This is a genomic window from Micromonospora sp. CNZ299, from assembly GCF_002754415.1.
In genome coordinates this window covers 3,468,974-3,493,196 of record NZ_PEFG01000001.1, presented here as the reverse complement: position 1 = coordinate 3,493,196, position 24,223 = coordinate 3,468,974, and the positions used below count along the sequence as shown (strand labels likewise).

The following is a 24,223-nucleotide window of genomic DNA, read 5'->3' as shown; positions in this document are numbered from 1 at the left end:
GCTCGGTCACTGGGCCGGCATTCTGGGCGCCTGACTCTCCACCAAACCAGCACATGTTATCCGCAACGCGGCCACGATCGCGTTAGCCATGTTCGTCAGCTCGGTGGTGTCCAGCGGCGATCGGGAGATCGCGAGCCGCCAGTAGATCGGGCCGATGATCAGATCGATCGCCGCCGACGGGTCAGTGCCGGCCGGCAGTTCTCCCCGGTCGACCGCCTGGCCGACGACCATCTCCCCGATCCGGACCTGGTAGTCGCGCAGCGCCCGCTGGAGGGTCTCCGCGATCTGCGGGTTGCGCGCCGCCTCGGCCAGCAGGTCCGGAATGATCTGCGAGGCCAGCGGGTGGCCAAGGGCCCCCGAGGCGACCATGAGCAGCAGCTGGACGTCGCCCTGCAGGCTGCCGGTGTCGAGCAGCGGCAGCTTCTTCCCGGCGACCGCGCTCACCATGTCGATCACCAGCTCCAGCTTCGAACGCCACCGCCGATAGATCGCCGTCTTGCTGACACCGGCCCGTCGGGCGACCGCCTCGATGGAGAACCGGCCGTAGCCGGCCTGCGCCAGTTCCTGCATGACGGCTCGGCGGATGGCCGTGGTGATGTCGTCGCGAAGAACGGCCGCACCGGCGGGAGCACGCCTCTTCTCGGTCGTCACGTGGGACAATGTAGCGCAACGACGCTACGGTTGCGTCCTGACGTGTTTTCCACTACCTTCCACGCAGCAGCGGAGCGGCCTCCCCATACCGGCCACGCTAGATTTCATCGCCGCGAAGCATTCTCATTGCTCCCCATCAGCACGAAAGATCGGAGCGCCTCACCATGGCCAACACCGCGGTGGCCGACCTCGAATCCGGGCTGACCCGCGCCCAGCTCGCGCAGCGGTACGGGCTGAAGGTCGCCGGGGAACCTCCGTCCCTGGGCGCGTACGCCCGCCAACTGTGGGCTTATCGACACTTCATGTCCGCATACTCGCGGGCGAAGGTCGCGTCGTCGTTCAGCAACACGCAACTCGGCCAACTGTGGCAGGTGCTGACCCCGCTCACCAACGCGGCGGTCTACTACCTGATCTTCGGCGTGATCGTGGCGCAGGACCGGCACGTGCCGAACTTCATCGCCTACCTCTGCACCGGCATCTTCATCTTCACGTTCACCCAGAGCGCGGCGCTGCAGGGCACCAGCGCGATCACGGGCAACCTCGGGTTGATCCGGGCGCTGCACTTCCCGCGCGCCGCCCTGCCGATCACTGTCACCCTGGTGCAGTTCCAGCAGCTGCTCATGTCGATGTTGGTGCTGGCCGCGATCGTGCTGGCCACCGGGGAGCCGATCACCTTCCGCTGGCTGCTGATCGCGCCAACGCTCCTACTCCAGTCGATCTTCAACATCGGGCTGACCATGATCATGGCCCGGATCGGCTCGAAGGTCACCGACCTGAAGCAGGTCATGCCGTTCGTGATGCGGGCCTGGCTCTACGGCTCCGGCGTGCTCTACAGCGTCACGCTCTTCGCGGAACGGCTTCCCGGTTGGGCGGCGACCGCGCTGGAGTCCAACCCGATCCTGGTCTACATCGAGCTGGCCCGGTATTCACTGCTCGAATCGGCGTACCCCGACCACATCGCGTCCTCACCGACTCGGCTGTGGCTCCTCGCCGCGGGCTGGGCAGTCGCCGTCGGCTTCGGCGGGTTCGTTTACTTCTGGCGCGGAGAAAAGGAGTACGGCCGTGGCTGAGCAGACCCTGCCCGCGGTGGACGCCACCGTGGTGGACACGGGGCGCGTGCCCACCGTCGTGGTGGACGACGTGCACGTGATCTACAAGATCCACAAGGGCGCCACCGGCACCACCAGCCCGGTCTCCGCCCTCAAGCGCATCGTGTCCCGCACCAGCGCGCCGAACATCCGCGAGGTGCACGCGGTCAAGGGCGTGAGCTTCACCGCGTACCAGGGTGAGGCCATCGGGCTGATCGGCAGCAACGGCTCCGGCAAGTCGACCCTGCTGCGGACCATCGCCGGCCTGCTCCCCCCGGCCCGGGGCGCGGTCTACACGCTCGGCCAGCCCTCGCTGCTCGGCGTGAACGCGGCCCTGCTCAACGACCTCTCCGGCGAGCGCAACGTGGTGCTCGGCTGCCTGGCCATGGGCATGCCTCCCGAGGAGGTGAAGCGGCTGGCTCCGGAGATCATCGAGTTCTCCGGGATCAACGAACGGGGCGACTTCGCCTCGTTGCCGATGCGCACCTACTCCTCCGGCATGGGCGCCCGGCTGCGCTTCGCCATCTCCTCGGCGAAGAAGCACGACGTGCTGCTCATCGACGAGGCGCTCGCCACCGGTGACCGCAAGTTCCGGGGCCGCAGCGAACAGCGGGTCCGCGAACTGCGCGACAGCGCCGGCACCGTCTTCCTGGTGAGCCACTCAATCGGCTCGATCCGGGACACCTGCGAGCGGACCATCTGGCTGGAGAGTGGCGTCCTGAAGATGGACGGCCCGACCGACGAGGTGTGCAACGCCTACGAAGGCAAGTAGACAGGTCGACGACCGCATCGGCCGGGCGCACGCTTGCCCGGTCGGTGCGGTCAGTCGTAGGCGCTAAGGTTTCCAGGGCGTCGACCACAGTTCATATCTCGTCATCGACGCACAAAACACCCTTTCGGTGGAAGCGAGGACCAGCAGAATGATCCAGGATCACAGCCCCGCACCGGGTGCCACGCCGGCGAGCCCGGCACTCTGGCGCCCCTCGCGGACAGTGGCCGTGATCCTCGCCGGGGGTACGGGGACGCGACTCGGGCTCGGCATCCCCAAGCAGCTGCTGAAGATCGCCGGCAAGCCGATCATCGAGCACACCCTGGCCATCTTCGAGGCCGCCCCGGAGATCGACGAGATCATTGTGCTGATGGCGACCGGGCACGTCCCCGACGCCCAGCAGATCGTCGACAAGGCCGGCTTCCGCAAGGTGACCAAGGTGATCGAGGGTGGCGACACCCGCAACGCCACCACCCGCATCGCGCTCGACGCGGTCGGCGAGGGCGACGTCAACATTCTCTTCCACGACGCGGTGCGGCCCCTGGTCAGCGGTCGGATCGTCCGCGAGTGCGTGAACGCGCTCTGGAGCTACTCCGCGGTCGACGTGGCCATCCCGTCGGCGGACACGATCATCCAGGTCGACGAGAACGACTGCATCACCGACATTCCGGTCCGCTCCGCGCTGCGCCGCGGCCAGACCCCCCAGGCGTTCCGCTCCCCCACCATCCGCGAGGCGTACCGGATCGCCGAGGGCGACCCGAACTTCGCCGCCACCGACGACTGCGGTGTGGTGCTGCGCTACCTGCCCGGCACGCCGATCAAGGTTATCGACGGTTCGGACGAGAACATCAAGGTCACCCACCCGGTCGACGTGCACCTGGCGGACAAGCTCTTCCAGCTCGCCGCGGCGCAGGCGCCCCGGCTGACCGACCACCGCAGCTACAGCGAGGAGCTGATCGGCCGCACCGTCGTCGTGTTCGGCGGCAGCTACGGCATCGGCCACGAGCTGACCGAGCTGGCCCGTCGCTACGGTGCCCAGGTCTTCCCGTTCAGCCGTTCCACCACCGGCACCCACGTGGAGCGGGCCGGGGACGTCGAGGCCGCGCTGAAGACCGCCTTCGAGGCCACCGGCCGGATCGACCACGTGGTGGTGACCGCCGGCATCCTGGAGAGGGGCGCCCTCGCCGAGATGGACGAGGAGACGATGGACCGGCTGCTCCAGGTCAACTTCGTCGGCCCGGTGACCATCGCCCGCCAGGCCCTTCCGTATCTGCAGCAGACCAAGGGCCAGCTGCTGCTCTACACGTCCAGCTCCTACACCCGGGGACGGGCCCGCTACGCGCTCTACTCGGCCACCAAGGCCGCCCTGGTCAACCTCACCCAGGCGCTCGCCGACGAATGGGCCGACGTCGGCGTACGCGTCAACTGCATCAACCCGGAGCGGACCGCCACCCCGATGCGGACGCGGGCCTTCGGCGAGGAGCCGGAGCACACCCTGCTCGCCGCGGAGGCCGTCGCCCAGTCGTCGCTGGACGTGCTGATCTCGGAGCTCACCGGGCAGGTCATCGACGTACGCCGGGCGCCGGGCGAAGCGACGCAGGCCGTGCCGGCCCAGACGCCGCGGGTGGCCGACGAGACCAATGTCGCCTCGGCGACCGTCGGCTGACGGCCGAGCACTGCTGACCGGGACGATGGTGAACGGAGCGACATGCGTGGTGACCTGGTCCGGAAACTGATCGCACGGTGCCTGAGCATCGGGCTGGCCGTGCTGGCCTTCCTGGTCGTGGCGCTGACCGGGGCGACCGGTTGGGGGCTGGCGCTGGCGGTGGCCGCCCTCGTCGCCACCGCCGCTGAGCGACGGATCCGCCAGGGCGCGGACACCGCCGCCGAGACGACACTGATCGCCGCCGCCGTCCTGGTCGGCTACGCCCGACGGCTGGACGGTGGGTTCGACCCCGCGCTGGCCGCCGCCGCGCTGGTGCTGCTCGGGCTGGTGCTGCTGGTGGGCCCGCTGCGGCACGCCGGCAACCTGGAGATCCGGGCGGCCAACCTGCCGGTGCGGTCCTGGACGGTGCCGGTCGCCACGCACCTCGGCGACGCGCTGCTCGGGCTTCTCGCCGTGGTGGCGCTGGCCGCCGCAGCGACCATGCCGGCCCTGGTCGCTCTCGCGGCGGCCCTGCTGGTCGGCGCCGGCGCCGGCGCGATCGCGCTGGATCTGGCCCGGCGCCGGTTCCGGCCACCGGCCGGCGGCGGGGCGGTGGGCCAGGCGCTGCGCCGGCACCAGCCGGAGTTCCTGCTCTACTTCTCCGCGCCTCCCGGCTCGGAGTACCAGGTCACCATGTGGCTGCCGTATCTGGAGCGGATCGGCCGGCCGTTCATGGTCGTGCTGCGGGAGCCGGAGTTCCTGGCCCCGATCGCCGCGGCCACCGATGCGCCAGTGGTCTACTGCCCCACCCTGAGGGCGATGGACGAGGTGCTGGTGCCGAGCCTCCGGGCGGCGTTCTACGTCAACCACGGTGCGAAGAACAGCCACTGCATCCGTTTCACCCAGCTCACCCACGTCCAGCTGCACCACGGCGACAGCGACAAGGCGCCGAGCGCCAACCCGGTGTCGGGGATCTTCGACCGGATCTTCGTGGCCGGCCCGGCGGCAATCGACCGGTACGCCCGGGCCGGGGTGCAGATCCCTGCGGAGAAGTTCGTGGTAGTGGGCCGCCCGCAGGTCGAGTCGATAAACGTACGCCCGGAGCCCCTGGCTGCCGAGGCACCCCGCACGGTGCTCTACACCCCGACCTGGACGGGACACCACGCGGACGCGGACTACTGCTCGCTGCCGGTGGCCGAACCGATGCTGCGCAAGCTGCTCGACCGGGGCGTAACGGTCATCCTGCGCGCCCACCCGTACACCACGCAGAACCCGACATCGGCACGGCAGCTGGGTCGGCTGACCGAGCTGCTCGCGGCGGACCGGGCGCGGACTGGCCGGCCACACGTCTGGGGTGCCGCCGGCCGCGACCTGAGCCTGGTGGATTGCGTGAACCGCTCCGACGCGCTGATCTCCGACGTCTCCGGGGTGATCTCGGACTACCTCTACTCGGGCAAGCCCTTCGCGGTGACCGACATGGGCGGTGAGGGTGACCGGTTCACCGAGCGGTTCCCGCTGGCCGGCGCGGGCTACGTGCTGCACCGGGACATGACGAACCTGGACGATGTGCTGGGCCGGTTGCTCGGCGCCGATCCGATGGCACCGGAGCGCTGGGCGACCCGGCGGCGCTACCTCGGTGACTTCCCCGCCGAGTCGTACGCCGACGCGTTCCTGGACGCCGCCAGGCGCGAGCTGGAACCGGGCTGGAGCCCGCCGTCGCCCGGGCGGCCGGTCGAGCCGGACCGGTTGGCGGCCTCCCCCACCACCTGAGCCGCCGGGCCGCCGGGGGCGGCCCGGCCTCGGTCACCCCCGGCGGTCCGGGGAGAGCAGCCTGGGCGGGCCGCCCGCTTGGCCAGCTGGGGAACGGTTGGACGGGTACGGTCCGAGGCGTCAGCTGTCGCGTGCCCTAAAATCGCGGGGCCGGAGGTGCTCGATGCGCACCGCCGATCCCGGCCGGTCCGGGGTGTTCCGGGCGGACGTCGCCACGGACGAGAGGTGGAGCTAGTGATGCACCAGCGGATCCTTATGCGGGCCAAGAAGGGCCCCTTCGACGTCTACGCGCCGGAGGAGACCTTCGAACGCAACTGGATCGGCGACAACAACGGGAACCTGGTCTTCAGCCACGCCGCCCACAAGCTGCTCCGCACAACGACGGCGCAGATCACCTCCACCGAGTTCAAGATCGACCTGCGCGACGCCGACAAGATCAACGAGCAGTACGACGTGTACGTCATCCCGCTCGCCAACGCCTTCCGGCGCAGCTACGCGCATCGCGTGGCGGCCATGACCAAGCTGATCGAGCGGCTCAAGATCCCGGTGGTGGTTCTCGGGGTGGGCGTGCAGACCAACGTCGCCGGCGACCGGGAATACCTGCGCCCGATCGACGACGTGGTGAGCCGCTTCGTCCGGGCCGTGCTGGAGCGCTCGCACAGCATCGGGGTTCGGGGCGAGATCACCGAGAGCTACCTGCGCACCCTGGGCTTCTCCGCGGTCGACGTGATCGGCTGCCCGTCGATGTTCCTGCACGGTGACAGCCTGCGGGTGGAGAAGCGCAAGGAGTTCCTGACCCCGCACGACCGGGTCGCGCTGACCATCTCGCCGTACGTGAAGTCGATGGCGGAGGTGGTCTCCGCCCACCACCAGCGCTACCCGAACCTGCGCTACCTCCCGCAGGACCTGAAGACCCTCGGCACGCTGCTCTACGGCGACGCTCCCGCGGACCGAGGGAAAACCAGCGCGATCCCCGTCCACACCTCGCACCCCCTGTTCACGGAGGACAAGGTGCGCATGTTCGTGGACCCGTGGACCTGGATGGAGTATCTGTCCGGGTTCGACTTCGCCTTTGGTACCCGCATCCACGGCACCATCACCGCGCTGGTGGCCGGCACGCCGGGCTACCTCTTCGCGCACGACTCGCGCACGCTCGAGCTGGCCCGGTACTTCGACATCCCGCACCGGGTGATGGCGGACGTGCCGGCCGATGTCGACGCCGCCGACCTCTACGCGGAGGCCGACTACACGGCGCTGAACAACGGGCACAAGGCCCGCTTCGAGACCATGCTCGCCTTCCTCGCCAAGCACGACCTGGGGCACGCCTTCGCCGATGGCGACAGCGCCACCCGCTTCGACGAGCAGGTCCGCGCCACCACCTTCCCACCCGCCGTCCGCCCGGCCGGCGCCACCGGCTCCGATGTGCTGCTGGAACGGGTGCAGTGGCTGCGCGACCACAACCGAAGGCTGCTGACCGAGGTCGAGACCCTCAAGCAGCAAGAGCTGAGGACCCGGGTCAGGCAGGCGGTCGGCGGCCGGGTGCGACGCTTGTTGAATCGTTGACCCGCCGCGATCCTGCGGGCCGATCGCCGCGTGCGGCCGCCGGCCGGCCGGTGGCCTAGTATCGCGGGGCCCGGAGGTGACGGATGTGCTGCCTCCCGGGACACTGCCGGGCGATCTCCGGGGTCGGACGCCACCGCCGCCGGACGAGAGGTGGAGCCACCGATGCATAAGCGGATCCTGCTGCGCGCCCGCAAGGGCCCGTTCGACGTCCTCAGCGCCGAGGAGACGTACGAGCGGGACTGGATCGGTAAGAACACCGGCAATCTGGTCTTCAGCCACGCCGCGCACAAGCTGCTGGCCACCTCCACGGCCGAGATCACCCCGTCGCGCTTCCGGGCGGACCCACGCGACGCCGACGAGATCAACGAGAAGTACGACGTCTTCGTGATACCACTGGCCAACGCGTTCCGCCATGACTACGCGAAGCGGCTGACGTCGATGGCTCGGCTGATCGAACGGCTGAAGATCCCGGTGGTGGTGCTCGGAGTCGGGGCGCAGACCGACGTGGACGGCGACCTGGAGCAGCTCCGCCCGATCGACGAGCCGGTCAGCGCGTTCTGCCGGGCGGTGCTCGACCACTCGCACAGCATCGGCGTACGCGGCGAGATCACCGAGAACTACCTACGCAAGCTGGGTTTCTCGGCTGTCGAGCAGATCGGCTGCCCGTCGATGTTCCTACACGGCGACAGCCTGCGCATCGAGAAGACGAAGGCGACCCTGGGCATCGACGACCGGCTCGCGTTCGTCATCTCGCCGTACGTCAAGGCGCTGGCCCCCCTCATCCTGCACCACCACCAGCGCTACCCGAACCTGCGCTACGTGGCACAGGACCTCTACACCCTCGGCACCCTGCTCTACGGCGACGCGCCGAAGCTGCGGGGCAAGACCGCCGACATGCCGATCCACACCTCGCACCCGCTCTTCGTCGAGGACAAGGTGCGGATGTTCATGGACCCGTGGCCCTGGATGGACTATCTCTCCGGGTTCGACTTCGCCTTCGGCACCCGGATCCACGGCACCATCACGGCGCTGATCTCGGGCATCCCCGGCTATCTGCTGGCGCACGACTCGCGCACCCTGGAGCTGGCCCGATACTTCGACATCCCGCACCGGTTGTTGCGCGATGCGCCGGCCGACGTCGACGCTGCCCAACTTTATGCGGAAGCCGACTACACGGCCCTGAACGAGGGCCACAAGGAGCGCTTCGCGCGGATCACCGCGTTCCTCGCCAAGCACGACCTCGGCCTCTCGTTCGCCGATGGAGACAGCGCCACCCGCTTCGACGAGCAGGTCCGCCAGACCGTCTACCCAGCTGCGGTCCGGCCGGTCTCCGCCTACTCTCCCGAGGAGTTGCTGACGCGCATCCAGTGGCTGCGGGACGAAACCCGGACGCTCCAGACAGAGGTCAATACCCTCCACGCGCGGTCACTGCGCGAGCGGGTCAAGCAGGCCGTCGCCGGCCGGGTCCGCCGGATGCTCGGAGCCAGGTGACCAGCCACCGCGTCCGCTTCATCCAGCTCACCCGCGTCGGTACGGGTCGAGCAGCGCCAGCACGGCAGCCGGGTCCTCCACGTGTGCGTTGTGGCCGAGACCGGGCAGCGTGACGACCGGTACGCCGTACGCCTTGAGCTGCTCGTCGGTGACCAGCGAGTCGTGTTCCCCGCGGGCCAGCACCACCGGCACGTCGGTCGCCGCCAGCAACGGGGCCAGGTCTGGCTCGCCGACGCCGAAGGCTGTCGGGTCCATGGCGAGGCGCCACCGGCCGTCGACCTGACGCAACCCGGCGTCCACCACCGGATGATCCGGCGCGACCAGGCCGACCAACCCGGAGACGCGCAGGTAGCGGCGGGCCGCCTCGGTGCGGCTGGCGAACCAGCTCACCGGGCGGGCGGCGAGTTCGGTCGCGCGGGTCAGCTCGTCGGGTGACCAGACCGCCTTGATGCCCAGCCCGACCACCGCGTCCACCGGCATCCCGGCGGCGCGGGCGGCCAACGCCAGGCCGACCACCCCGCCCAGCGAGTGCCCGAGCACGACGATCCGGTCGTCGGCGACCAGGCCGTGGGCGATCCGCTCGGCGAACCCATCAAAGGAGTACGACGGCAGCGGGGCCGACCAGCCGTGACCGGCAAGGTCCGGTGCCAGCCACCGCCCGGGCCAGTGCTGCTTCAGCAGTGGGGCCGAGGGCAGCCAGACGTCCCCGGTCGCCCCCATCCCGTGCAGCAGCAACAGGATCGGCCCACGGCCTGCCCGGCCACCTGATTCATCCACCACGGCCGCAGTCTCCCACGGTTCGCGACCAGGTACGAGGGTCGTCGATGCGGCGCAGGCCTGACCGCCCGGTGAAGACGCCGCGGGCGCCGGCCCCTTGTGGAGGACGGCGCCCGAAGCGGTCAACGTGCCTGGGTCAGGCGGAGTAGCCCCGGCTGGCGATCCAGTTGGCCAGGTTGATCGTGGTGATCCAGTACGACGCGTCGGCCGGGTTCGCCGAGTCGGCGATCCGCACGGTGCGGCCGTTGTCCTTGTAACCCACGACGGCGATGTAGTGACCGCCACCGTAGGAGTGCCAGCCGCCGTTGGTGTCGGTGGCGTCGCCGACGACGTTGGCGACCACGCCACGGCCGTCGGTGATGGCCTTGACCACGTCGGCCTGGAGCTGGTCCATCTGGGCCGGGCTGGGCGTGCCGGCGAACATCCGGGTCCGGTACGGGGAGCCCTTCACCTCGGCGTTGAGCACCCGGGTGGTGTCCAGGGCCGAGTTGGTGCCCATCTCGGTGGTGCCCAGCTCGGCGCCGAGCTCATTCTGGGTGCGGTCGATGCCGGCGGCGCTGAGCGCGTTGCGGGTGGCAGCCGGGCCGCAGTTGTAGTACGTGTTCTGCGCCTGGTAGTCGTAGTCGAGCACCTTGGTCGCGGGCGGCTTCGGCGGCTCCGGCTTACGGGTCAGATCCGGGTTGCTGCTGGCCGTGGCTGCGGGCGACGCGGCACTGGTGGCCGGCGCGGGGGCGGCGGTGGTCGGTGCGGTGCTGGCCGAGGGGGACGCGTCGCGCGCCTCGCTGCGGGAGGCAGCGGTGTCGCTGCGCATCTCGGCGACAGTGGTCGCGGTGTGCTGGCTGGCCGGCGCGTCGTCGGCGGTGGTGAGCAGGGCGCCGGTGGTGGTGGCGATGGCGAGGGCCGCGGCGGAGGCGGCAACGATCTGGTACGGACGCTCGGTGGCGAGGCGACGGAGCTGACGCTTCAGGGTGTGCTTCACGGGGTCCTCCACGGATCGGGGGGAGAGCGGCACACCGGGGCGGGACCGGTATCCGGGCAGGCGCCAGCGCGCGGACGATGGTCCGCGGATGGTGAACCGCTCAGGGGAACGCCCGGCGCGGCCGGGCGGTTAGGCGATGACCCGGGGGGGTCAGCTCACCGTCACTGGACGAATGAGCGGGGGCACCGCTACGCCGTGGAGGCGAGGGAACAACCGAGGGGTGGAAAGGTGCTGCACGAGGATGGAACTCCTTCCGACACCGCCTACCGGGTTAGCTGACGGATTCGGGCGGGAAGATCGCCCTACCGCGGGCCGTGGCTCGCGGATTCACCCCGGACTTACTGATGGGTCCCCGGTTCGTTCATCACGATTGAGCGGGTCGGCGCGGCGTCGCCTCTTGCGAACGGTTACCGCACCGGACAGGACGACAGTACTGGCCGGCTCTCACCCTGCCAAGCCGGGTTCACCTGTGTAAACCCCAATCGGCGCGACAATTTCTGCGCGTATTGCCGATGATGTGACTCGATGGGACAACCGGTTACGGCGACGCCTGCGGGCGACAACCGGACAGGCCGCCGAATATGCGGCCACAATCACGGGAAAAATCGAGCCAATCGTGCCCGACGCCCGATTCGCCATTGACATGACCGGGCTCACATAACGGATCGGGCTCAACCCGCGCGAGCCGGGCGCCAACGTGCCACGAGGGCAGGGCGGAACGCCCGGGTAGCCGCCCGGCGGGCGGGTACCGGGTTCGGCCGCAGCCGGGCCGCTGCCGCGTACGCCTCCTCGGCGAGAGTGCGGGCCGACTCGGCGGCCAGTTCCGCGTCCCGCCAGGCGGCCCGCTCCCGGGTGGCGGCGGCCTGGTAGTCGGCCAGCCTCGCGTCCCGGATCGCCCGGCTCAGCAGCACCTCCTGCTCGACCGGGTGCCGCCGGGGATCCCAACCGTGCCGGTGCCCGAACACGTCGCCGAACTGCGCCATGGTCAGGTCGCCCCGCCAGTGCGCCGCCGCCGCCGCGCGATGCAGGTAGCGCTCCCGGGAGGCGTACTCGGCGGGGGTGCGGGGGGTATGCGGGGTGGGCAGCGCCCCGGCCCCCGCGAAGCGACGCGCGGCCGCGTCCGCCTCGTCGTACCTGCCCCAGGCCCGCTCCATCTGCTCCTGAGCGGTCAGCCAGGAAGCCCGTCGCCGCCGGGCGTTCTGCCCCGCGCCGGCCGCGGCGACGGCCACTTCCTCGGCGTACCGACGCAGGTCGACGGCCTCGGCCTCAGCCAACTCCCGGGCGGTGGGCGCCACCGGGGCCGGGTCGTCCGTTGGCCGGTCCCGCTCGGGGCGGGCGGTCAGCACGATGAGTACGCCCAGTGCCAGCAGGAACAGGGCTGACCAGATGGCGGCGGCCTGCGGCACCTCGGTCACGAACTGGTAGAAGACGACGGTCTCCATGGTCGGCACCTCGGGGAGAGAACAATGCGGTGGGAGCCCCACCGGCCACCGGGCCACGGTGGGCCACGGATCGGCGAGGTGCGGGACGGGTGGATCGACAGGGCGCGGCGACGGGACGCTCCTCCCGGTGGATCAGCGCCCGGGCGGAGCCCGGGGCGCCCAGCTCCTCGGACCGTCCACGAGGGGCAGCCGTTCAGACCCGGCCGCGCACACCACCGGCATTCCGGCCACCACGATGACGCCCCGGCCGCGCAGGGCCGGGTGCGAGTCGACCGAGCAGACCGGGAAGGCCTTCTCGGCGGCTCCCTCAGCGACCGCTGAGGCCGCGTGCACGGTCGGCGTTGACGCGGCGGTCGGCGTTGGCGCGGCGGCCGAGGCCGGGCCTGCGCCAAGCGCCAGGGCCGCGACGACGGCGAGGCTGGTCAGCACCCGTGTCGCCCAGCGCGCCACCCACCACAGGGGACAGGTGAACGCGACCGGAAGCACGCCCCCACGCTACCGTCACGCCGGCCCGGGCGCATCGACCACGGGCGTGTCGGCGTACGCCGCGCCGACCGTGCTGACCAGTGCGGACGCCTCAGCGCGAGTCGACGTACGTCGATCGATCGCTGGCCTGCTCGACGTCGCCGACGGCGGCTTCGCCGGCCTGGGCCTGGGTCCCGACGCCATCGGCGGTGCGGTCTTCGCGGCCGTTGACTTCAATGCTGGCGGTGCGTTGCTGAGGGACGGCCACCTGGCGGGCCGGGCGGCGTGGAGCGAGCCGGCGCATCATCGGGGTCTCGACGAAGCGGTGCAGCAGCCCGGCGAGGACCAGGTTCACCAGTAGGAAGCCGAGCACCGCGACGGGGCCACGCCAGCCCTGGAAGCCGGTCCCCCAGTCACCGCTCCAGCGCAGCACGCTCGTCATCACCAGCACGTGCACCAGGTAGAAGGCGAAGGAGACCTCGCCGAGCCAGACCACCGGTCGGGACCGCCATGGGGAACGCTTACCTCGGACGTCCGCGTCCGCGGCGGCAGTGATCACCAGCAGATACACCACCGCGAGCAGCGTGGTCCACAGCTCGGCGCGAATCCATTCTGCCGCTGCCACCCAGGTGGCCAGGAAGATCACGCTGGCTGCGGTCAGCCCCGGGCCCCGCCAGAGGCCACGGCGCATCAGCTCGGCCGCCACCGCGCCCATCCAGAACTCCAGCGACCGTACGGGCGGGAAGATCTGCGTGAACCACCAGCGGCTCGCCTCCGGCACCAGGTGCTGGGCCGGCCAGAGCGCGAGGATCAGCAGAGGTAGCGCGACGATCAGCACCCAGAGCAGCTTCGGCCGGGCCCGGCGCAGCAGCGGCAGCGCCAACGGCAGGCAGAGGTAGAAGAAGAACTCGCAGGAGAGCGACCAGCTCACGGTGTTGATGCTGTAGAACCAGCCCGGTCGGGGATCCCAGGCCTGCAACAACAGCAGGTTCTCCAGCGCGACCGCCGGCAGGACCGGGTCGGCGAACCACCAGGCGACCAGCAGCGCCGCCCCCCACAGCACCAGGTGATTCGGATAGATCTTGGCGACCCGTCGCCGCCAGAAGGTGCGCCGGGAGTCGCCTACGCGGGCCGACCAGACCAGCACGAAACCGCTCAGGATGAAGAAGAACTGCACCCCGGACAGGCCGAGGGTGAACAGCGCGTCGACCACGGCCTTGTAGTCCGGCTCGGCGATGATCCGCATGGTGCCCGCGTGGAATCCGAAGACCAGCAACGCGGCGATCCAGCGCAGCCCGGTCAGCGAGGGCAGCCGGGCCGACGCGGGGGCGGGCCGGGCAGCCGTCGCCGCGGCGGCGCTCGTCATGCTGGGATCCCGACGCTCGGCAAGGTCACCAGCACGTGCGTGTCCTCCTCGGTACGACGTCGGACGGCGCGACGGCGACGCCCGCGACGGCCCAGCAGGGGCCGTACCCGGGGCACCCTACCCGGGGCACTCCCGGGTGAACCGGACGCGTTCCACCCCGCCAACGCAGAAGGGTAGGCACAGGCTGCCCTGGTGGCGGACCCGAGCCGCGCGCGCGACGGCGGCGCGCATCCTGCACGGGCTGCTCGGCTCGCCGCAGCGGCGCGCGCCGCGCCGCGCAAGCCTGGTCCACCGTCGACGGGCAGGGAAGGGCACGGGTCGTGGACGCGGTGTTCGACGCCGTACGCCCGCCGGCGTAGGCGACTGACGCTGTCGCACGCGAGCAACGCCGCGCCCGCCACGGTCACGCTCGATCCTGGAAATAGTCTCCTCGATCGCACGGGCACTACATCCAGGATCGAGCACGATCTTGAGGGATCCGCGTGGCACAGGCATAGCACGGGTGTACGAAAGGGCTGCTAGGGTGGCCGCATGATGCAGGCCGCCTACCAGCCGTCGATGCTCGACCTCGCCGACGCCGAGCCGGCCCTGGGGCCACTGCCCGGTCAGATCCGACGACACGAGCTCAGCCGGGGCGCCTGGGTCGACCACCTCCCGGGCTGGGTGCGCGGCTCCGACGCCGTCCTCAACACCCTGCTCACCGAGGTGCCCTGGCGTGCTGAGCGGCGCACCATGTACGACACCGAGGTCGACGTGCCCCGCCTGCTCTGCTGGTATGGCGGCGACCGGCAACTCCCCCACTCCGTGCTCACCACGGCACGGGCGGAGCTGACCCGGCACTACGCGCCCGAGCTGGGCGAGCCCTTCGTCACCGCAGGCATGTGCCTCTACCGTTCCGGACGGGACAGCGTCGCCTGGCACGGCGACACCATCGGCCGGTCAGCACACACCGACACCATCGTCGCGATCGTCTCCTTCGGAGCACCCCGACCGCTGCTGCTGCGCCCACGTGGCGGCGGCGGCAGCCTGCGCTTCCCGGTGGGCCACGGCGACCTGATCGTGATGGGCGGCTCCTGCCAACGCACCTGGGAACATGCCATCCCGAAAACCACCCGCCCCGTCGGCCCCCGGGTCAGCGTGCAGTTCCGCCCCGTCAACGTCGCCTGACGTTGGCGGCGCCACCCCGGCCTGCCCTACAGCAGGCCGGCGAGTCTGTAGAGGACCAGCGACCCGGCGACGGCGACGTTCAGGCTCTGGCCGTGCCCGACCATGGGAATCTCCACGGCCGCGTCCAGGTGGTCGAGTGCCTCGGGCGGGATGCCGGTCGACTCGTGCCCGAGCAGCACCACGGTGCGCCCCCGAGCGGCGGGCAGGTCACCGAGTCTGACGGCCTCGTCGGCCAACTCCACCCCGAGAATCCGGGAGCCGGCGGCCCGTTCGGCGGCCAGCCACCGCAGCGGGCTGCCGACCCGGTGGACACAGCCCGGCCGGCGCAGGGTGTTGCCCCGGGCCAGAGCCTCGTCCACCCACCGGAACGGCGGCACGGCCAGGCAGGCACCGACCGCGTCACAGGTGCGCAGCAGGGTGCCCAGGTTCGCGCCGTGCAGCGGCCAGAGCGGGGCGGCGATCAGATGACCCCAGCAGCGATGCTGGCGGGGTCGGCGGGCGGCACGCAGCTCACGCCTTGGCCGGACCCGGATGGCGGCGCTCACGCCGCGCCGGCGACTCCGCCGGACAGAAGAAAGATCATGTGAAAGGTGCTTGGCGGCGCACCCAGGCCATCACCGACAACAAGAACCCTCACCATACCCCGCGCGCGGACCGCGTTCAGACGCCAAGATCCGCGCAACTTCAGGGAAAGCGCTGCCTGCGGCATGTCGGAGGCAGCAACTCCCCCGAAGTTGCGCGGATCTTGAGGTCGGGACACCCCGCACGCCCCGGGGGGCGGCGGGGTTGGTGGGTCAGTCCCGTTCGATGAGGTGGCCTACCACCGTTGGGCCGAGCATCACCGCGAAGCCACTGCCGTCGCGGCGGGGGTCCGCCGCCGGCAGCTCCACCGGATCGCCGGTGCCGGTCGCGCCGACCGGGCGCGGGCCCACCCAGGCAACCGCCACGTCCGTCTCACCCTTGAGGAAGCGGTGCGCGCGCACGCCGCCGGTCGCCCGGCCCTTCGCGGGGTACGACTTGAACGGCGTCACCTTGACCGTCGCCCCGGTGGAGGTGACCACCATCGGCTCGCCGTGCCCCGGGTCGTCGGTGCGGACCGCGCCGAAGAACGTCACCCGCGCACCGGCCGGCAGGTTGATGCCGGCCATCCCGCCGCCCTTGAGGCCCTGCGGACGAACCAGCCCGGCGGGGAAGCGCAACAGCGACGCCTCCGACGTGACGAACGTGAGCGATTCGGTGCCGTCGGTCAGCCAGGTCGCCCCGACCACCTCGTCACCGTCGCGCAGACCGATCACCTCGAACTCGTCGGAGCGCACCGGCCACTCCGGAGCGCAGATCTTCACCACGCCCTGCCGGGTGCCCAGCGCCAGCCCCGGCGAGCCCTCCGCCTGCCCACCCAGGGGGGCCAGGCCGACGACGGTCTCCCCCGCCTCCAACGGCACCAACTCGGCCGCGGACATCCCGCCTCGCAGCGACACCGTGCCGGCCTGCTCCGGCAACACCGGCAGCGGCAGGACATCGACCTTGAAGGCCCGGCCAGCACTGGTCAACAGCAGCACCCGACCACGGGCGGTGGAGTGCGCAATGGCGCGTACGGTGTCGTGCTTGACCCGGCCGTTGCGTCGGCGCCCCTCGGAGCTCTCCTCCGACTCGGCCGCGGTCCGGGCGACCAGCCCGGTCGCGGAGAGGATCACCTGGCACGGGTCGTCGGCGACCTCCAGCGGGCCGGCCGGCGCGGACGCGGCCAGCACCTCCTTGAGGTCACCGTCGACAAGCGTCGTACGCCGTTCGGTGCCGAACTGCTTGACCACAACGGCCAGCTCGTCGGAGACCAGCTTCTTGAGCACCCGCTCGTCGTCGAGGATCTTGCTCAGCTCGGCGATCTCGGCGCGCAGCCGCTCCTGCTCGGCCTCCAGCTCGATCCGGTCGAACTTCGTCAACCGGCGCAGCGGAGTGTCCAGAATGTAGGTGGCCTGGATGTCGGACAGGCCGAACCGGCTCATCAGCCCGTCCTTCGCGGCCTGCGCGTCGTCACTGCCCCGGATCAGCCGGACCACCTCGTCGATGTCCAGCAGGGCGATCAGCAGACCGTCGACCAGGTGCAGCCGCTCCTGCCGCTTGCGCCGACGGTACGAGGTGCGCCGGGTGACCACCTCGTAACGGTGGGCCAGGAAGACCTCCAGCAGCGCCTTCAACCCCAGCGTGCGCGGCTGACCGCCGTCCAGGACCAGGTTGTTGACGCCGAACGACTGCTCCAGCGGGGTCAACCGGTAGAGGTCGGCGAGCAGCGCCTGCGGGTTGACGCCCACCTTGCACTCGACGACGAGGCGGGTGCCGCTCTCCCGGTCGGTGAGGTCCTTGACGTCGGCGATGCCGGTCAGACGCTTGGTCTTGGTGACCTCGTTGGTGATGGCCGCGATGACCTTCTCCGCACCGACGCCGTAGGGCAGCTCGACCACAGTGATCGCCTGGCGGCCCCGGCTGCCCTCGATCGGGCCGATCTCCACCTTGCCGCGCATCCGCACCACGCCGCGCCCGGTCTCGTACGCCCGGCGCACCTCGTCCAGGCCGAGCAGCACGCCACCGGTGGGCAGGTCGGGGCCGGGGACGAACTCCATGAGTTTGTCCAGAGTGGCGTCCGGGTGGTTGATCAGCCAGCGGGCCGCCTGGACGACCTCGCCCAGGTTGTGCGGGATCATGTTGGTGGCCATCCCGACCGCGATCCCGGACGCGCCGTTGACCAGCAGGTTGGGGAATGCGGCCGGCAGCACTGTCGGCTGGGTCAGTGACCCGTCGTAGTTGGGCTCGACGTCGACGGTGTCCTCGCCCAGCTCACCGACGAGCAGCATGGCCTCACGGGACATTCGTGCTTCGGTGTAACGCGAGGCAGCCGGGCCATCGTCTGGAGATCCAAAATTCCCATGCCCGTCGATGAGGGGCACGTTGAGCGAGAAGTCCTGCGCGAGGCGGACCATGGCGTCGTAGATCGCCGTGTCGCCGTGCGGATGGTACTTACCCATGCAGTTGTGGACGACGTAGCCCTCGGCAACGAAGGCGTGCTCGTCGCTGCCGACCTGAATGTCGTAGGTGACGTCGGGCGACACCGGCTCCACCGAGGTGACCCGTAGGAAGGATCCACCGACCAACGCGTCCAGCCGAGAAGCGAGCGGTGAACCGAGGCGGTGGAGTTTGCGGATCCAGCCGTCTCGTACCGCACGCTCTAATTGGAAAGATCGTTCAGCGAGCGGGACGCCATTGCGGTCCTTGCCGTATCGCACCTTCGGTCCGCCGCTAGCCGAGAGGGAGTCGCGAAACGCTTGGCCATCCCGGTCCCGAAACCACCCGCCGCCCTGGTGCGCGGCCGTGAACGCGGCCATGACCGGGGCGTACGGCAGCCGGTCATGGCCCTGCTTGCCGCCGTACTGGTAGTCGATCTCGGCGACCCGTTGCAAATCGTCGTGCTTGTAACCGATCCGCACCCACGGCAGCAGAAGACGGGCGAGATCCGAGGCGTCGCGGCCGCTGACCGACAGGCCATGAAGAGGGTGCTCCTGTGAGCCACGACCGCTGGTCCAATGGTGCCCATGTAGCCCCAGGTCGGCAAGCATGGCGTAAATCTGCCGCACCAGCACCTCGCTGGTACTGACGAAGACAACCTCCCGAAAACGCTTACGAATGTAGCCGTCTCCATCGAAGAAGCCGGCGAGAAATGGCACCCAGGCCGACCGGTCGCGAATGATGTCGGCGGGCACACACTTGTCGCGGCTGAGCGGCCGCGTGGCCTCTAGCAGTCCTTCGTGTCGGCTGAAGGTAAGAATGTGCTGGTCGCGGTGCAGCGGATTCTCGGCCTCACGCTTTCCTCGGGAAACGTTCAGCCCACTGGCGATGGCCCAACCATGGGCGACATCGAGCGGCTCAATGTCGCACATGTGGATCCGGACCCGACCGTCCGCCGCGCGAGATCGGTGCACTGGGAAGCCCTCGGCTACCAGCAGCCCACGCACGTAGTCGTAGATGTCGCCGGTCGGTGTTGACACCACATTTCGGCGGCTGCCGTACGCCAACGCCAGTCGCCCCGGGAGGTCCCGAGCCTCCACCCATTGAACCGAAAGATCATCGGCGACCACGCGGAAGCGTTGGCCCGGCGTGACGAGCATCGTGTGCCCGTTGCTCCAGGTCACGCGCACGAGGTCGGACACTGGATTCTGATAGACAGCGGTCACCGGCACTGGTGCGCCAGCACCGTCCAGAACGAGGTCACCGACCTCGATCTCCTCGATGGTCCGAAGGCCAGCGGGCGTCGAGACGAGTGTGCCGGCGACGAAGCAGTCACCCACAATTCGGGCAGACTTCACATGCCCGCGATCCGGGCGGTAGCCCTGCTCGTACATCGACCAGAGGATGCGCCGGTGCACGGGCTTGAGGCCGTCGCGCGCGTCGGGCAGCGCGCGGGAGTGGATGACCGAGAACGCGTACTCCAGGTAGGAGTCGGACACCTCGGTGACCAGCGGGTTGTCGAAGACCCGCGCGCCGGCCTGGTCGAACGAGGAGAGGTCGACCTTGTTTTCCTTACGGCGTGCCATGACTCAGCTCTCCATCGGAGCGAAAAAAGCGCTCATGCCGTCGCTTCGCAACGGCATGAGACACCATCGCGCTGTATCGAAATTCGCTCGCTGTCGCTCGCTCATGCGTCGATCGCATCCCGGTCGACGCGGTCGGCGGAGTCGATCAACCAGTTGCGGCGCGGCTCGACCTTCTCGCCCATCAGCAGTTCGAGGATGCGTTCGGCGGCGTCGACGTCGTCGAGGGTGATCCGGCGTACGGCGCGGGTGGCCGGGTTCATCGTCGTGTCCCACAACTCGTCGGCGTCCATCTCACCGAGACCCTTGAAGCGCGGGATGGGCGTGACGATCTGCTTGCCGGCCTTTTCCAGCTTGCGGACCGTCGTCTCCATCTCGGCCTGGGTGTAGGTGTAGACCGTCTGCGGGCTGCGCCCCCTGGTGGTGATCTTGTGCAGGGGCGGCATCGCGGCGTAGAGCCGACCGGCCTCGATCAGCGGGCGCATGTACCGGGCGAAGAGGGTGATCAGCAGCGTGCGGATGTGCGCGCCGTCCACGTCGGCGTCGGCCATGATCAGCACCCGGCCGTAGCGCAGTGCGGAGAGGTCGAACGTGCGCCCCGAGCCCGCGCCGAGGACCTGGACGATCGCCGCGCACTCGGCATTGTCCAGAACCTGCTGGAGGTTGGCCTTCTGCACGTTGAGGATCTTGCCGCGGATCGGCAGCAGCGCCTGGTATTCCGAGGATCGGGCCATGCGACTCGTCCCGAGTGCGCTGTCACCCTCCACGATGAACAGCTCACTGCGGTCGATGCCGGTGGCCCGGCAGTCGACCAGCTTCGGCGGCATGGACGCGCCCTCCAGGGCGGTCTTGCGCCGGGCGGCGTCCTTCTGCTGCTTCTGGGTGAGCCGCACCCGGGCCGCGTCGACGATCTTCTGAAGGACCGTGCGGGCCTCGGCCTTGGTGCGCCGGTCCTCCAGCCAGGCCTTGACGTGCGCGTCGACCTGCGTCTGGATGACCTTGGTGATGCCGGTGGTGGAGAGCTCGTCCTTGGTCTGCGAGGTGAACTGCGGCTCGGGGATCCGCACGTGCACCACCGCTGTCATCCCCTCCAGGACGTCGTCGAGGGTGGGCGGCTCCTCCTTGGCCTTGAGTAGGCCGCGGGTGTTGCGGATCGCGTCGGCGAGGCTGCGGACGAGGGCCCGCTCGAAGCCCTTGCGGTGGGTGCCGCCGTGGGCGTTGCGGATGGTGTTGGTGAAGCACTCGACGGTGCGCTCGTAGCCGGTGCCCCACCGGAACGCCACCTCGACCTCGGCGCGCCGCTGCACGTTGGACTGCATGACGCCGTTGGCGTCGGCGGCGTTCTCCCGGTAGGTCCCCTCGCCGTTGACCAGCAGGGTGCCGGAGACCGGCCGGTCGCCGGCCGGGGCGAGGAACTCCACCATGTCGCTGAGCCCGTTGGGGTAGTGGAACCGCTCCTCGGCGGGTGCCTCGCCGGTCAGGTCGCGCAGCAGGTAGCTCACGCCGGGGACCAGGAAGGCGGTGTTGCGCAGCTTGGTGTGGACCGCCTCGACGTCGAGCGCGGCGCCGGTCTCGAAGTAGCGCGCGTCGTGCCACCAGCGGATCGACGTGCCGGTGCGCTGGCCGCGCTTGACCGCGCCGACGACCTGGAGCCCGGGGCCGGCGGTGAAGGGCGCGTCCGGCCCGTCGCCGTCGAAGATGCCCGGGACGCCGTGCCGGAAGGACATCGCGTGGATCTTTCCGGCCCGGCGGACGGTCACGTCGAACCGGCGGGACAGCGCGTTGACCGCTGAGGCACCGACGCCGTGCAGGCCGCCGGAGGTCTTGTAGCCGGAGCCGCCGAACTTGCCGCCGGCGTGCAGCCGGGTGAGCACCAGCTCGACGCCGGAGATGCCGGATTTGGCGTGCACGTCGGTGGGGATGCCCCGGCCGTCGTCGTCGACCTGCACAGAGCCGTCGGCGTGCAGGATCACCTCGACGGTGCTGGCGTGGCCGGCGACACCCTCGTCGGTGGAGTTGTCGAGGATCTCGTTGACGAGGTGACCCACGCCACGGCTGTCGGTGGAACCGATGTACATGCCGGGCCGCTTGCGGACAGCGTCCAGCCCCTCAAGGTGGGTGAGGTCATCGGCCCCGTACAGGGTGTCAGGCTCTGCGGTCAACTGGTCGTACTCCCCGGTCTCGGCGGTGTGCAGCCGGTCACCGGCGACATCAGCCGGCGTGGCGCGCCGCAGCGAGCCTAGCCCGAGGCTAGGACAACTCCCGGAGGGCCCGCGCGACCCGCCGCGCGGGGGCCTCCGGACGTGAGCGAGGAAACAGCCCGCGGGTGATCACGGGACCACGCAGAGGTACCGGCGTCGGTGCGCTCTCATGATCGCGGCTGGTCGAGGGCATTCGTCGGGAGGCGACCGGGATGGACGCGACGACACGTGACGCCCTGCGACGCTCCCTCGGCACCCGCGCTCGGAGATGGCTGCTCGTGGGCACCCTGCTGGCGGGTGTGCTGTGCGCGGTGGCGCTGGTGGCGGCGGCGACTCCCGCCGACCGGACCGAGGTCGCCGACGAGCCGTGGCGGCACGCGGGCACGGTCGCGGTGGGCAGCGTGCTGGTGCAGGTCGTCGCCGGCCTGGTCGGCACCGGGCTGGGTCTGCTGCTGCGGTCGACGGTGGTCGCGTTCCTCGCCACGATCGTCCTGCCGCTAGGCCTGTTCGGGCTGTTGGGCGCCGTGGACGCCCTGCGTCCGGCGCAGCCGTGGCTCACCCCGCTCGGCAGTGTCCGCAACCCGCTCTCGGGGGACATGACAGTGCTGCGGTGGGCGCAGTGGTTGTGCGTACTGCTGCTCTGGGGTGTCGGTCTGAACGCCGCCGGCGCGGCCGTGCTCAAGCGCGGCGGCGATCTGAGCGGCAGGTAGCTCGGCGCGGCCACCCGGCGAAGGCCGGCGTGGTCGACGGCCACCGTCATCCGGAAGTGCTGGTCCACCTCGGCGAGGCGCACGGTACGTCTACGCGCGCATGTCTTTCATCGAACGATTCTGTTACGGGCCATTGACGCCCGTCGCACAGGGGTGATCTGATCTCGCTCTCAGAGAATCTTTCATCTTTCGATGGATGGGGGCCCCATGCCCAGGTTCCGCCGTACCGCGCTCGCCGCGGGACTCACGATCGCCATGGCCGCGCTGTCGACCGCCGTCGCGCTGCCCGCACCCGCGTCCGCCGCGCTGCCCACCGCCGCGGTGGCACTCGGGGACAGCTTCATCAGCGGCGAGGGCGCCGGGGCGTACACCCCGGTGGTCGACGTCAACGGGGTCGCCCAGGGCTTCCCCGGTTGGACAGCGGCCAACAACAACGCGTTCTTCTGCCACCGGTCGGCGAACGCCTCGCTCAACAAGGCCAACCTGCCGGGCATCCAGAACCGGTTCAACCTGGCCTGCTCCGGCGGCCAGCCACGCGACATCGCCACCGCCTCCGCCGCCCGAGAGAAGGGCCGCACGGTGGCCGCGCAGATCGACCAGCTCCGCGCCGTCGCGCAGACCCAGGACATCGACCTGGTGCTGATCGGCCTGGGCTCCAACAACAGCTCGTTCACGTTCGGCAGCGTCGCGGAGAAGTGCGCCAACCGGTTCATCGCCGACGCGTGGACCGGTTGGTGGGAGTTCTGGGCGTACCTGGGTGGGCCGGTGGAGCAGAAGCCGTGCAGCGACGCCGACCTGGCCACCGCAGCGCAGATCAGCGCCGCGACCGCGGAGACCACCGCCGCCGTACGCCAGTTGCTGACCACCCTCGACCAGGTGGACGCGGACGGACAGCACCGGGTGGTGTTCCAGGACTACACGAACCCGTTGCCGCTGGACCTGAACCCGCAGTTCCACGAGGAGGACAGCCGGGACGACACCCGCGACAAGTTCCGCGACCTGGGTGCCGAGCGGTACGCGGCCGGTTGCCCGATCCACCGGGCCAGCCTGGCCCCCGGGCACCGCTTCTCGCAGGCTCTGGGCACCATCGTGAAGTCCACCCGGGACACTCTGGCCGCCGAGTTCCCCGGCGACGACCTGGTGTACCTGAACGTGCAGCAGGCCTTCAACGGCGCCCGGCTCTGTGAGCAGACGAACAGCCCCACGGGCTCGCTCGCCACGCCGATCCGGCTCCAGGACGGCGCGACCGGCACCTTCGTCACCAGCCTCGCCGGCAAGGACAAGATCGCCATCCAGCGGATCGCCAACACCTGCGTCAGCTACTTCCAGACCTGCCAGGAGTCGTGGCACCCGAACGCGACCGGGCACCAGGTGCTCGGCCAGTGCCTGAGCGGCGCGGCCTCCACCAGCGCCCGGTCGGTGGCCTGCGTCCGCGCCGGCAACGGGACGATCTCCGTCTCCTGACCGCGTCGCCATCCCGGAGGCCCCGCCGATCGGCGGGGCCTCCGTCGTGTCGACCACCTGCGGCTACCCGTCAGTAACGTCAGGCCGTAGGCTGG

18 protein-coding genes, 2 pseudogenes and 1 riboswitch are annotated in these 24,223 nt (G+C 70.2%); of the genes and pseudogenes, 9 read left to right on the top strand and 11 right to left on the bottom strand.

Annotated elements, in window-relative coordinates:
• Positions 1-6 precede the first annotated feature (6 nt).
• Entirely contained in the window at positions 7-651 is a 645-nt protein-coding gene (locus tag CLT68_RS16370; RefSeq protein ID WP_099851932.1) for a TetR/AcrR family transcriptional regulator, read from the bottom strand.
• 164 nt (positions 652-815) lie between these two features.
• Between CLT68_RS16370 and CLT68_RS16365 the strand changes: the two genes are divergently transcribed.
• The 6 genes from CLT68_RS16365 (at position 816) to CLT68_RS16340 (ending at position 8,977) form a co-directional block, all read left to right on the top strand.
• Positions 816-1,721 (top strand): ABC transporter permease, encoded by a 906-nt coding sequence (locus CLT68_RS16365; protein WP_099851930.1) that lies wholly within the window; start codon positions 816-818, stop codon positions 1,719-1,721.
• Positions 1,714-2,511 (top strand): ABC transporter ATP-binding protein, encoded by a 798-nt coding sequence (locus CLT68_RS16360; protein ID WP_099851928.1) that lies wholly within the window; start codon positions 1,714-1,716, stop codon positions 2,509-2,511. The genes CLT68_RS16365 and CLT68_RS16360 overlap by 8 nt, the downstream gene beginning before the upstream one ends.
• 148 nt (positions 2,512-2,659) lie before the next feature.
• A complete protein-coding gene (locus tag CLT68_RS16355) occupies positions 2,660-4,174 on the top strand; it encodes a bifunctional cytidylyltransferase/SDR family oxidoreductase (protein WP_099851926.1) in 1,515 nt (504 codons plus the stop codon).
• 42 nt (positions 4,175-4,216) lie between these two features.
• Complete coding sequence (locus CLT68_RS16350) at positions 4,217-5,923, top strand: CDP-glycerol glycerophosphotransferase family protein (RefSeq protein WP_099851923.1); 1,707 nt, start codon at positions 4,217-4,219, stop codon at positions 5,921-5,923.
• Between the two features lie 237 nt (positions 5,924-6,160).
• On the top strand, positions 6,161-7,486 hold the full coding sequence (locus CLT68_RS16345) for a polysaccharide pyruvyl transferase family protein (RefSeq protein WP_088947201.1): 1,326 nt from the start codon (positions 6,161-6,163) through the stop codon (positions 7,484-7,486).
• Positions 7,487-7,648: 162 nt separating this feature from the next.
• The gene (locus tag CLT68_RS16340) at positions 7,649-8,977 is read left to right on the top strand and encodes a polysaccharide pyruvyl transferase family protein (protein WP_099857243.1); all 1,329 of its coding nucleotides are present in this window, start codon (positions 7,649-7,651) and stop codon (positions 8,975-8,977) included.
• 27 nt (positions 8,978-9,004) lie between these two features.
• Here the strand turns inward: CLT68_RS16340 and CLT68_RS16335 are convergent, their stop codons facing one another.
• The 5 genes from CLT68_RS16335 to CLT68_RS16315 form a co-directional block, all read right to left on the bottom strand.
• A complete protein-coding gene (locus tag CLT68_RS16335; protein ID WP_099851922.1) occupies positions 9,005-9,757 on the bottom strand; it encodes an alpha/beta fold hydrolase in 753 nt (250 codons plus the stop codon).
• Between the two features lie 133 nt (positions 9,758-9,890).
• Positions 9,891-10,745 (bottom strand): C39 family peptidase, encoded by an 855-nt coding sequence (locus CLT68_RS16330; protein ID WP_199177066.1) that lies wholly within the window; start codon positions 10,743-10,745, stop codon positions 9,891-9,893.
• Between the two features lie 233 nt (positions 10,746-10,978).
• Positions 10,979-11,120: riboswitch (cyclic di-AMP (ydaO/yuaA leader) on the bottom strand.
• 284 nt (positions 11,121-11,404) lie between these two features.
• On the bottom strand, positions 11,405-12,175 hold the full coding sequence (locus tag CLT68_RS16325) for a hypothetical protein (RefSeq protein WP_099857241.1): 771 nt from the start codon (positions 12,173-12,175) through the stop codon (positions 11,405-11,407).
• A 132-nt stretch (positions 12,176-12,307) separates the two neighbouring features.
• A complete protein-coding gene (locus tag CLT68_RS16320) occupies positions 12,308-12,661 on the bottom strand; it encodes a hypothetical protein (protein ID WP_099851918.1) in 354 nt (117 codons plus the stop codon).
• Positions 12,662-12,752: 91 nt separating this feature from the next.
• Positions 12,753-14,006 (bottom strand): acyltransferase family protein, encoded by a 1,254-nt coding sequence (locus CLT68_RS16315; RefSeq protein ID WP_099851917.1) that lies wholly within the window; start codon positions 14,004-14,006, stop codon positions 12,753-12,755.
• A 534-nt stretch (positions 14,007-14,540) separates the two neighbouring features.
• On the opposite strand from CLT68_RS16315, the gene CLT68_RS16305 reads away from it, so the two are divergent.
• On the top strand, positions 14,541-15,173 hold the full coding sequence (locus tag CLT68_RS16305; protein ID WP_099857238.1) for an alpha-ketoglutarate-dependent dioxygenase AlkB: 633 nt from the start codon (positions 14,541-14,543) through the stop codon (positions 15,171-15,173).
• Between the two features lie 26 nt (positions 15,174-15,199).
• Here the strand turns inward: CLT68_RS16305 and CLT68_RS16300 are convergent, their stop codons facing one another.
• The 5 genes and pseudogenes from CLT68_RS16300 to CLT68_RS16290 form a co-directional block, all read right to left on the bottom strand.
• The gene (locus CLT68_RS16300) at positions 15,200-15,718 is read right to left on the bottom strand and encodes a TrmH family RNA methyltransferase (RefSeq protein ID WP_099851916.1); all 519 of its coding nucleotides are present in this window, start codon (positions 15,716-15,718) and stop codon (positions 15,200-15,202) included.
• Positions 15,719-15,967: 249 nt separating this feature from the next.
• Positions 15,968-18,550 (bottom strand): DNA topoisomerase (ATP-hydrolyzing), encoded by a 2,583-nt coding sequence (locus CLT68_RS16295; RefSeq protein ID WP_486482436.1) that lies wholly within the window; start codon positions 18,548-18,550, stop codon positions 15,968-15,970.
• Positions 18,551-18,697: 147 nt separating this feature from the next.
• Positions 18,698-19,330 (bottom strand): annotated as a pseudogene (locus tag CLT68_RS33820) (LAGLIDADG family homing endonuclease); the annotation flags it as partial.
• 171 nt (positions 19,331-19,501) lie between these two features.
• Positions 19,502-19,756, bottom strand: a pseudogene (locus CLT68_RS33815) (DNA gyrase subunit A); the annotation flags it as partial.
• Positions 19,757-19,857: 101 nt separating this feature from the next.
• Positions 19,858-21,915 carry a DNA topoisomerase IV subunit B gene (locus CLT68_RS16290; RefSeq protein ID WP_099851912.1) on the bottom strand — a complete coding sequence of 686 codons (2,058 nt, stop codon included), beginning with the start codon at positions 21,913-21,915 and terminating at the stop codon, positions 19,858-19,860.
• Positions 21,916-22,166: 251 nt separating this feature from the next.
• Between CLT68_RS16290 and CLT68_RS16285 the strand changes: the two genes are divergently transcribed.
• Complete coding sequence (locus tag CLT68_RS16285; protein WP_099851911.1) at positions 22,167-22,664, top strand: hypothetical protein; 498 nt, start codon at positions 22,167-22,169, stop codon at positions 22,662-22,664.
• A gap of 207 nt (positions 22,665-22,871) precedes the next feature.
• Positions 22,872-24,128 (top strand): hypothetical protein, encoded by a 1,257-nt coding sequence (locus CLT68_RS16280; protein WP_099851910.1) that lies wholly within the window; start codon positions 22,872-22,874, stop codon positions 24,126-24,128.
• Positions 24,129-24,223: the final 95 nt, after the last annotated feature.

What these genes read in the sequence shown, in the direction of transcription:
- CLT68_RS16365 (WP_099851930.1), top strand. Translation starts at nt 816, where the DNA reads ATGGCCAACACCGCGGTGGCCGACCTCGAATCCGGGCTGACCCGCGCC.
- CLT68_RS16355 (WP_099851926.1), top strand. Translation starts at nt 2,660, where the DNA reads ATGATCCAGGATCACAGCCCCGCACCGGGTGCCACGCCGGCGAGCCCG.
- CLT68_RS16350 (WP_099851923.1), top strand. Translation starts at nt 4,217, where the DNA reads ATGCGTGGTGACCTGGTCCGGAAACTGATCGCACGGTGCCTGAGCATC.
- CLT68_RS16345 (WP_088947201.1), top strand. Translation starts at nt 6,161, where the DNA reads ATGCACCAGCGGATCCTTATGCGGGCCAAGAAGGGCCCCTTCGACGTC.
- CLT68_RS16340 (WP_099857243.1), top strand. Translation starts at nt 7,649, where the DNA reads ATGCATAAGCGGATCCTGCTGCGCGCCCGCAAGGGCCCGTTCGACGTC.
- CLT68_RS16325 (WP_099857241.1), bottom strand. Translation starts at nt 12,175, where the DNA reads ATGGAGACCGTCGTCTTCTACCAGTTCGTGACCGAGGTGCCGCAGGCC.
- CLT68_RS16315 (WP_099851917.1), bottom strand. Translation starts at nt 14,006, where the DNA reads ATGACGAGCGCCGCCGCGGCGACGGCTGCCCGGCCCGCCCCCGCGTCG.
- CLT68_RS16305 (WP_099857238.1), top strand. Translation starts at nt 14,541, where the DNA reads ATGCAGGCCGCCTACCAGCCGTCGATGCTCGACCTCGCCGACGCCGAG.
- CLT68_RS16295 (WP_486482436.1), bottom strand. Translation starts at nt 18,550, where the DNA reads ATGGCCGCGTTCACGGCCGCGCACCAGGGCGGCGGGTGGTTTCGGGAC.
- CLT68_RS16285 (WP_099851911.1), top strand. Translation starts at nt 22,167, where the DNA reads ATGGACGCGACGACACGTGACGCCCTGCGACGCTCCCTCGGCACCCGC.
- CLT68_RS16280 (WP_099851910.1), top strand. Translation starts at nt 22,872, where the DNA reads ATGCCCAGGTTCCGCCGTACCGCGCTCGCCGCGGGACTCACGATCGCC.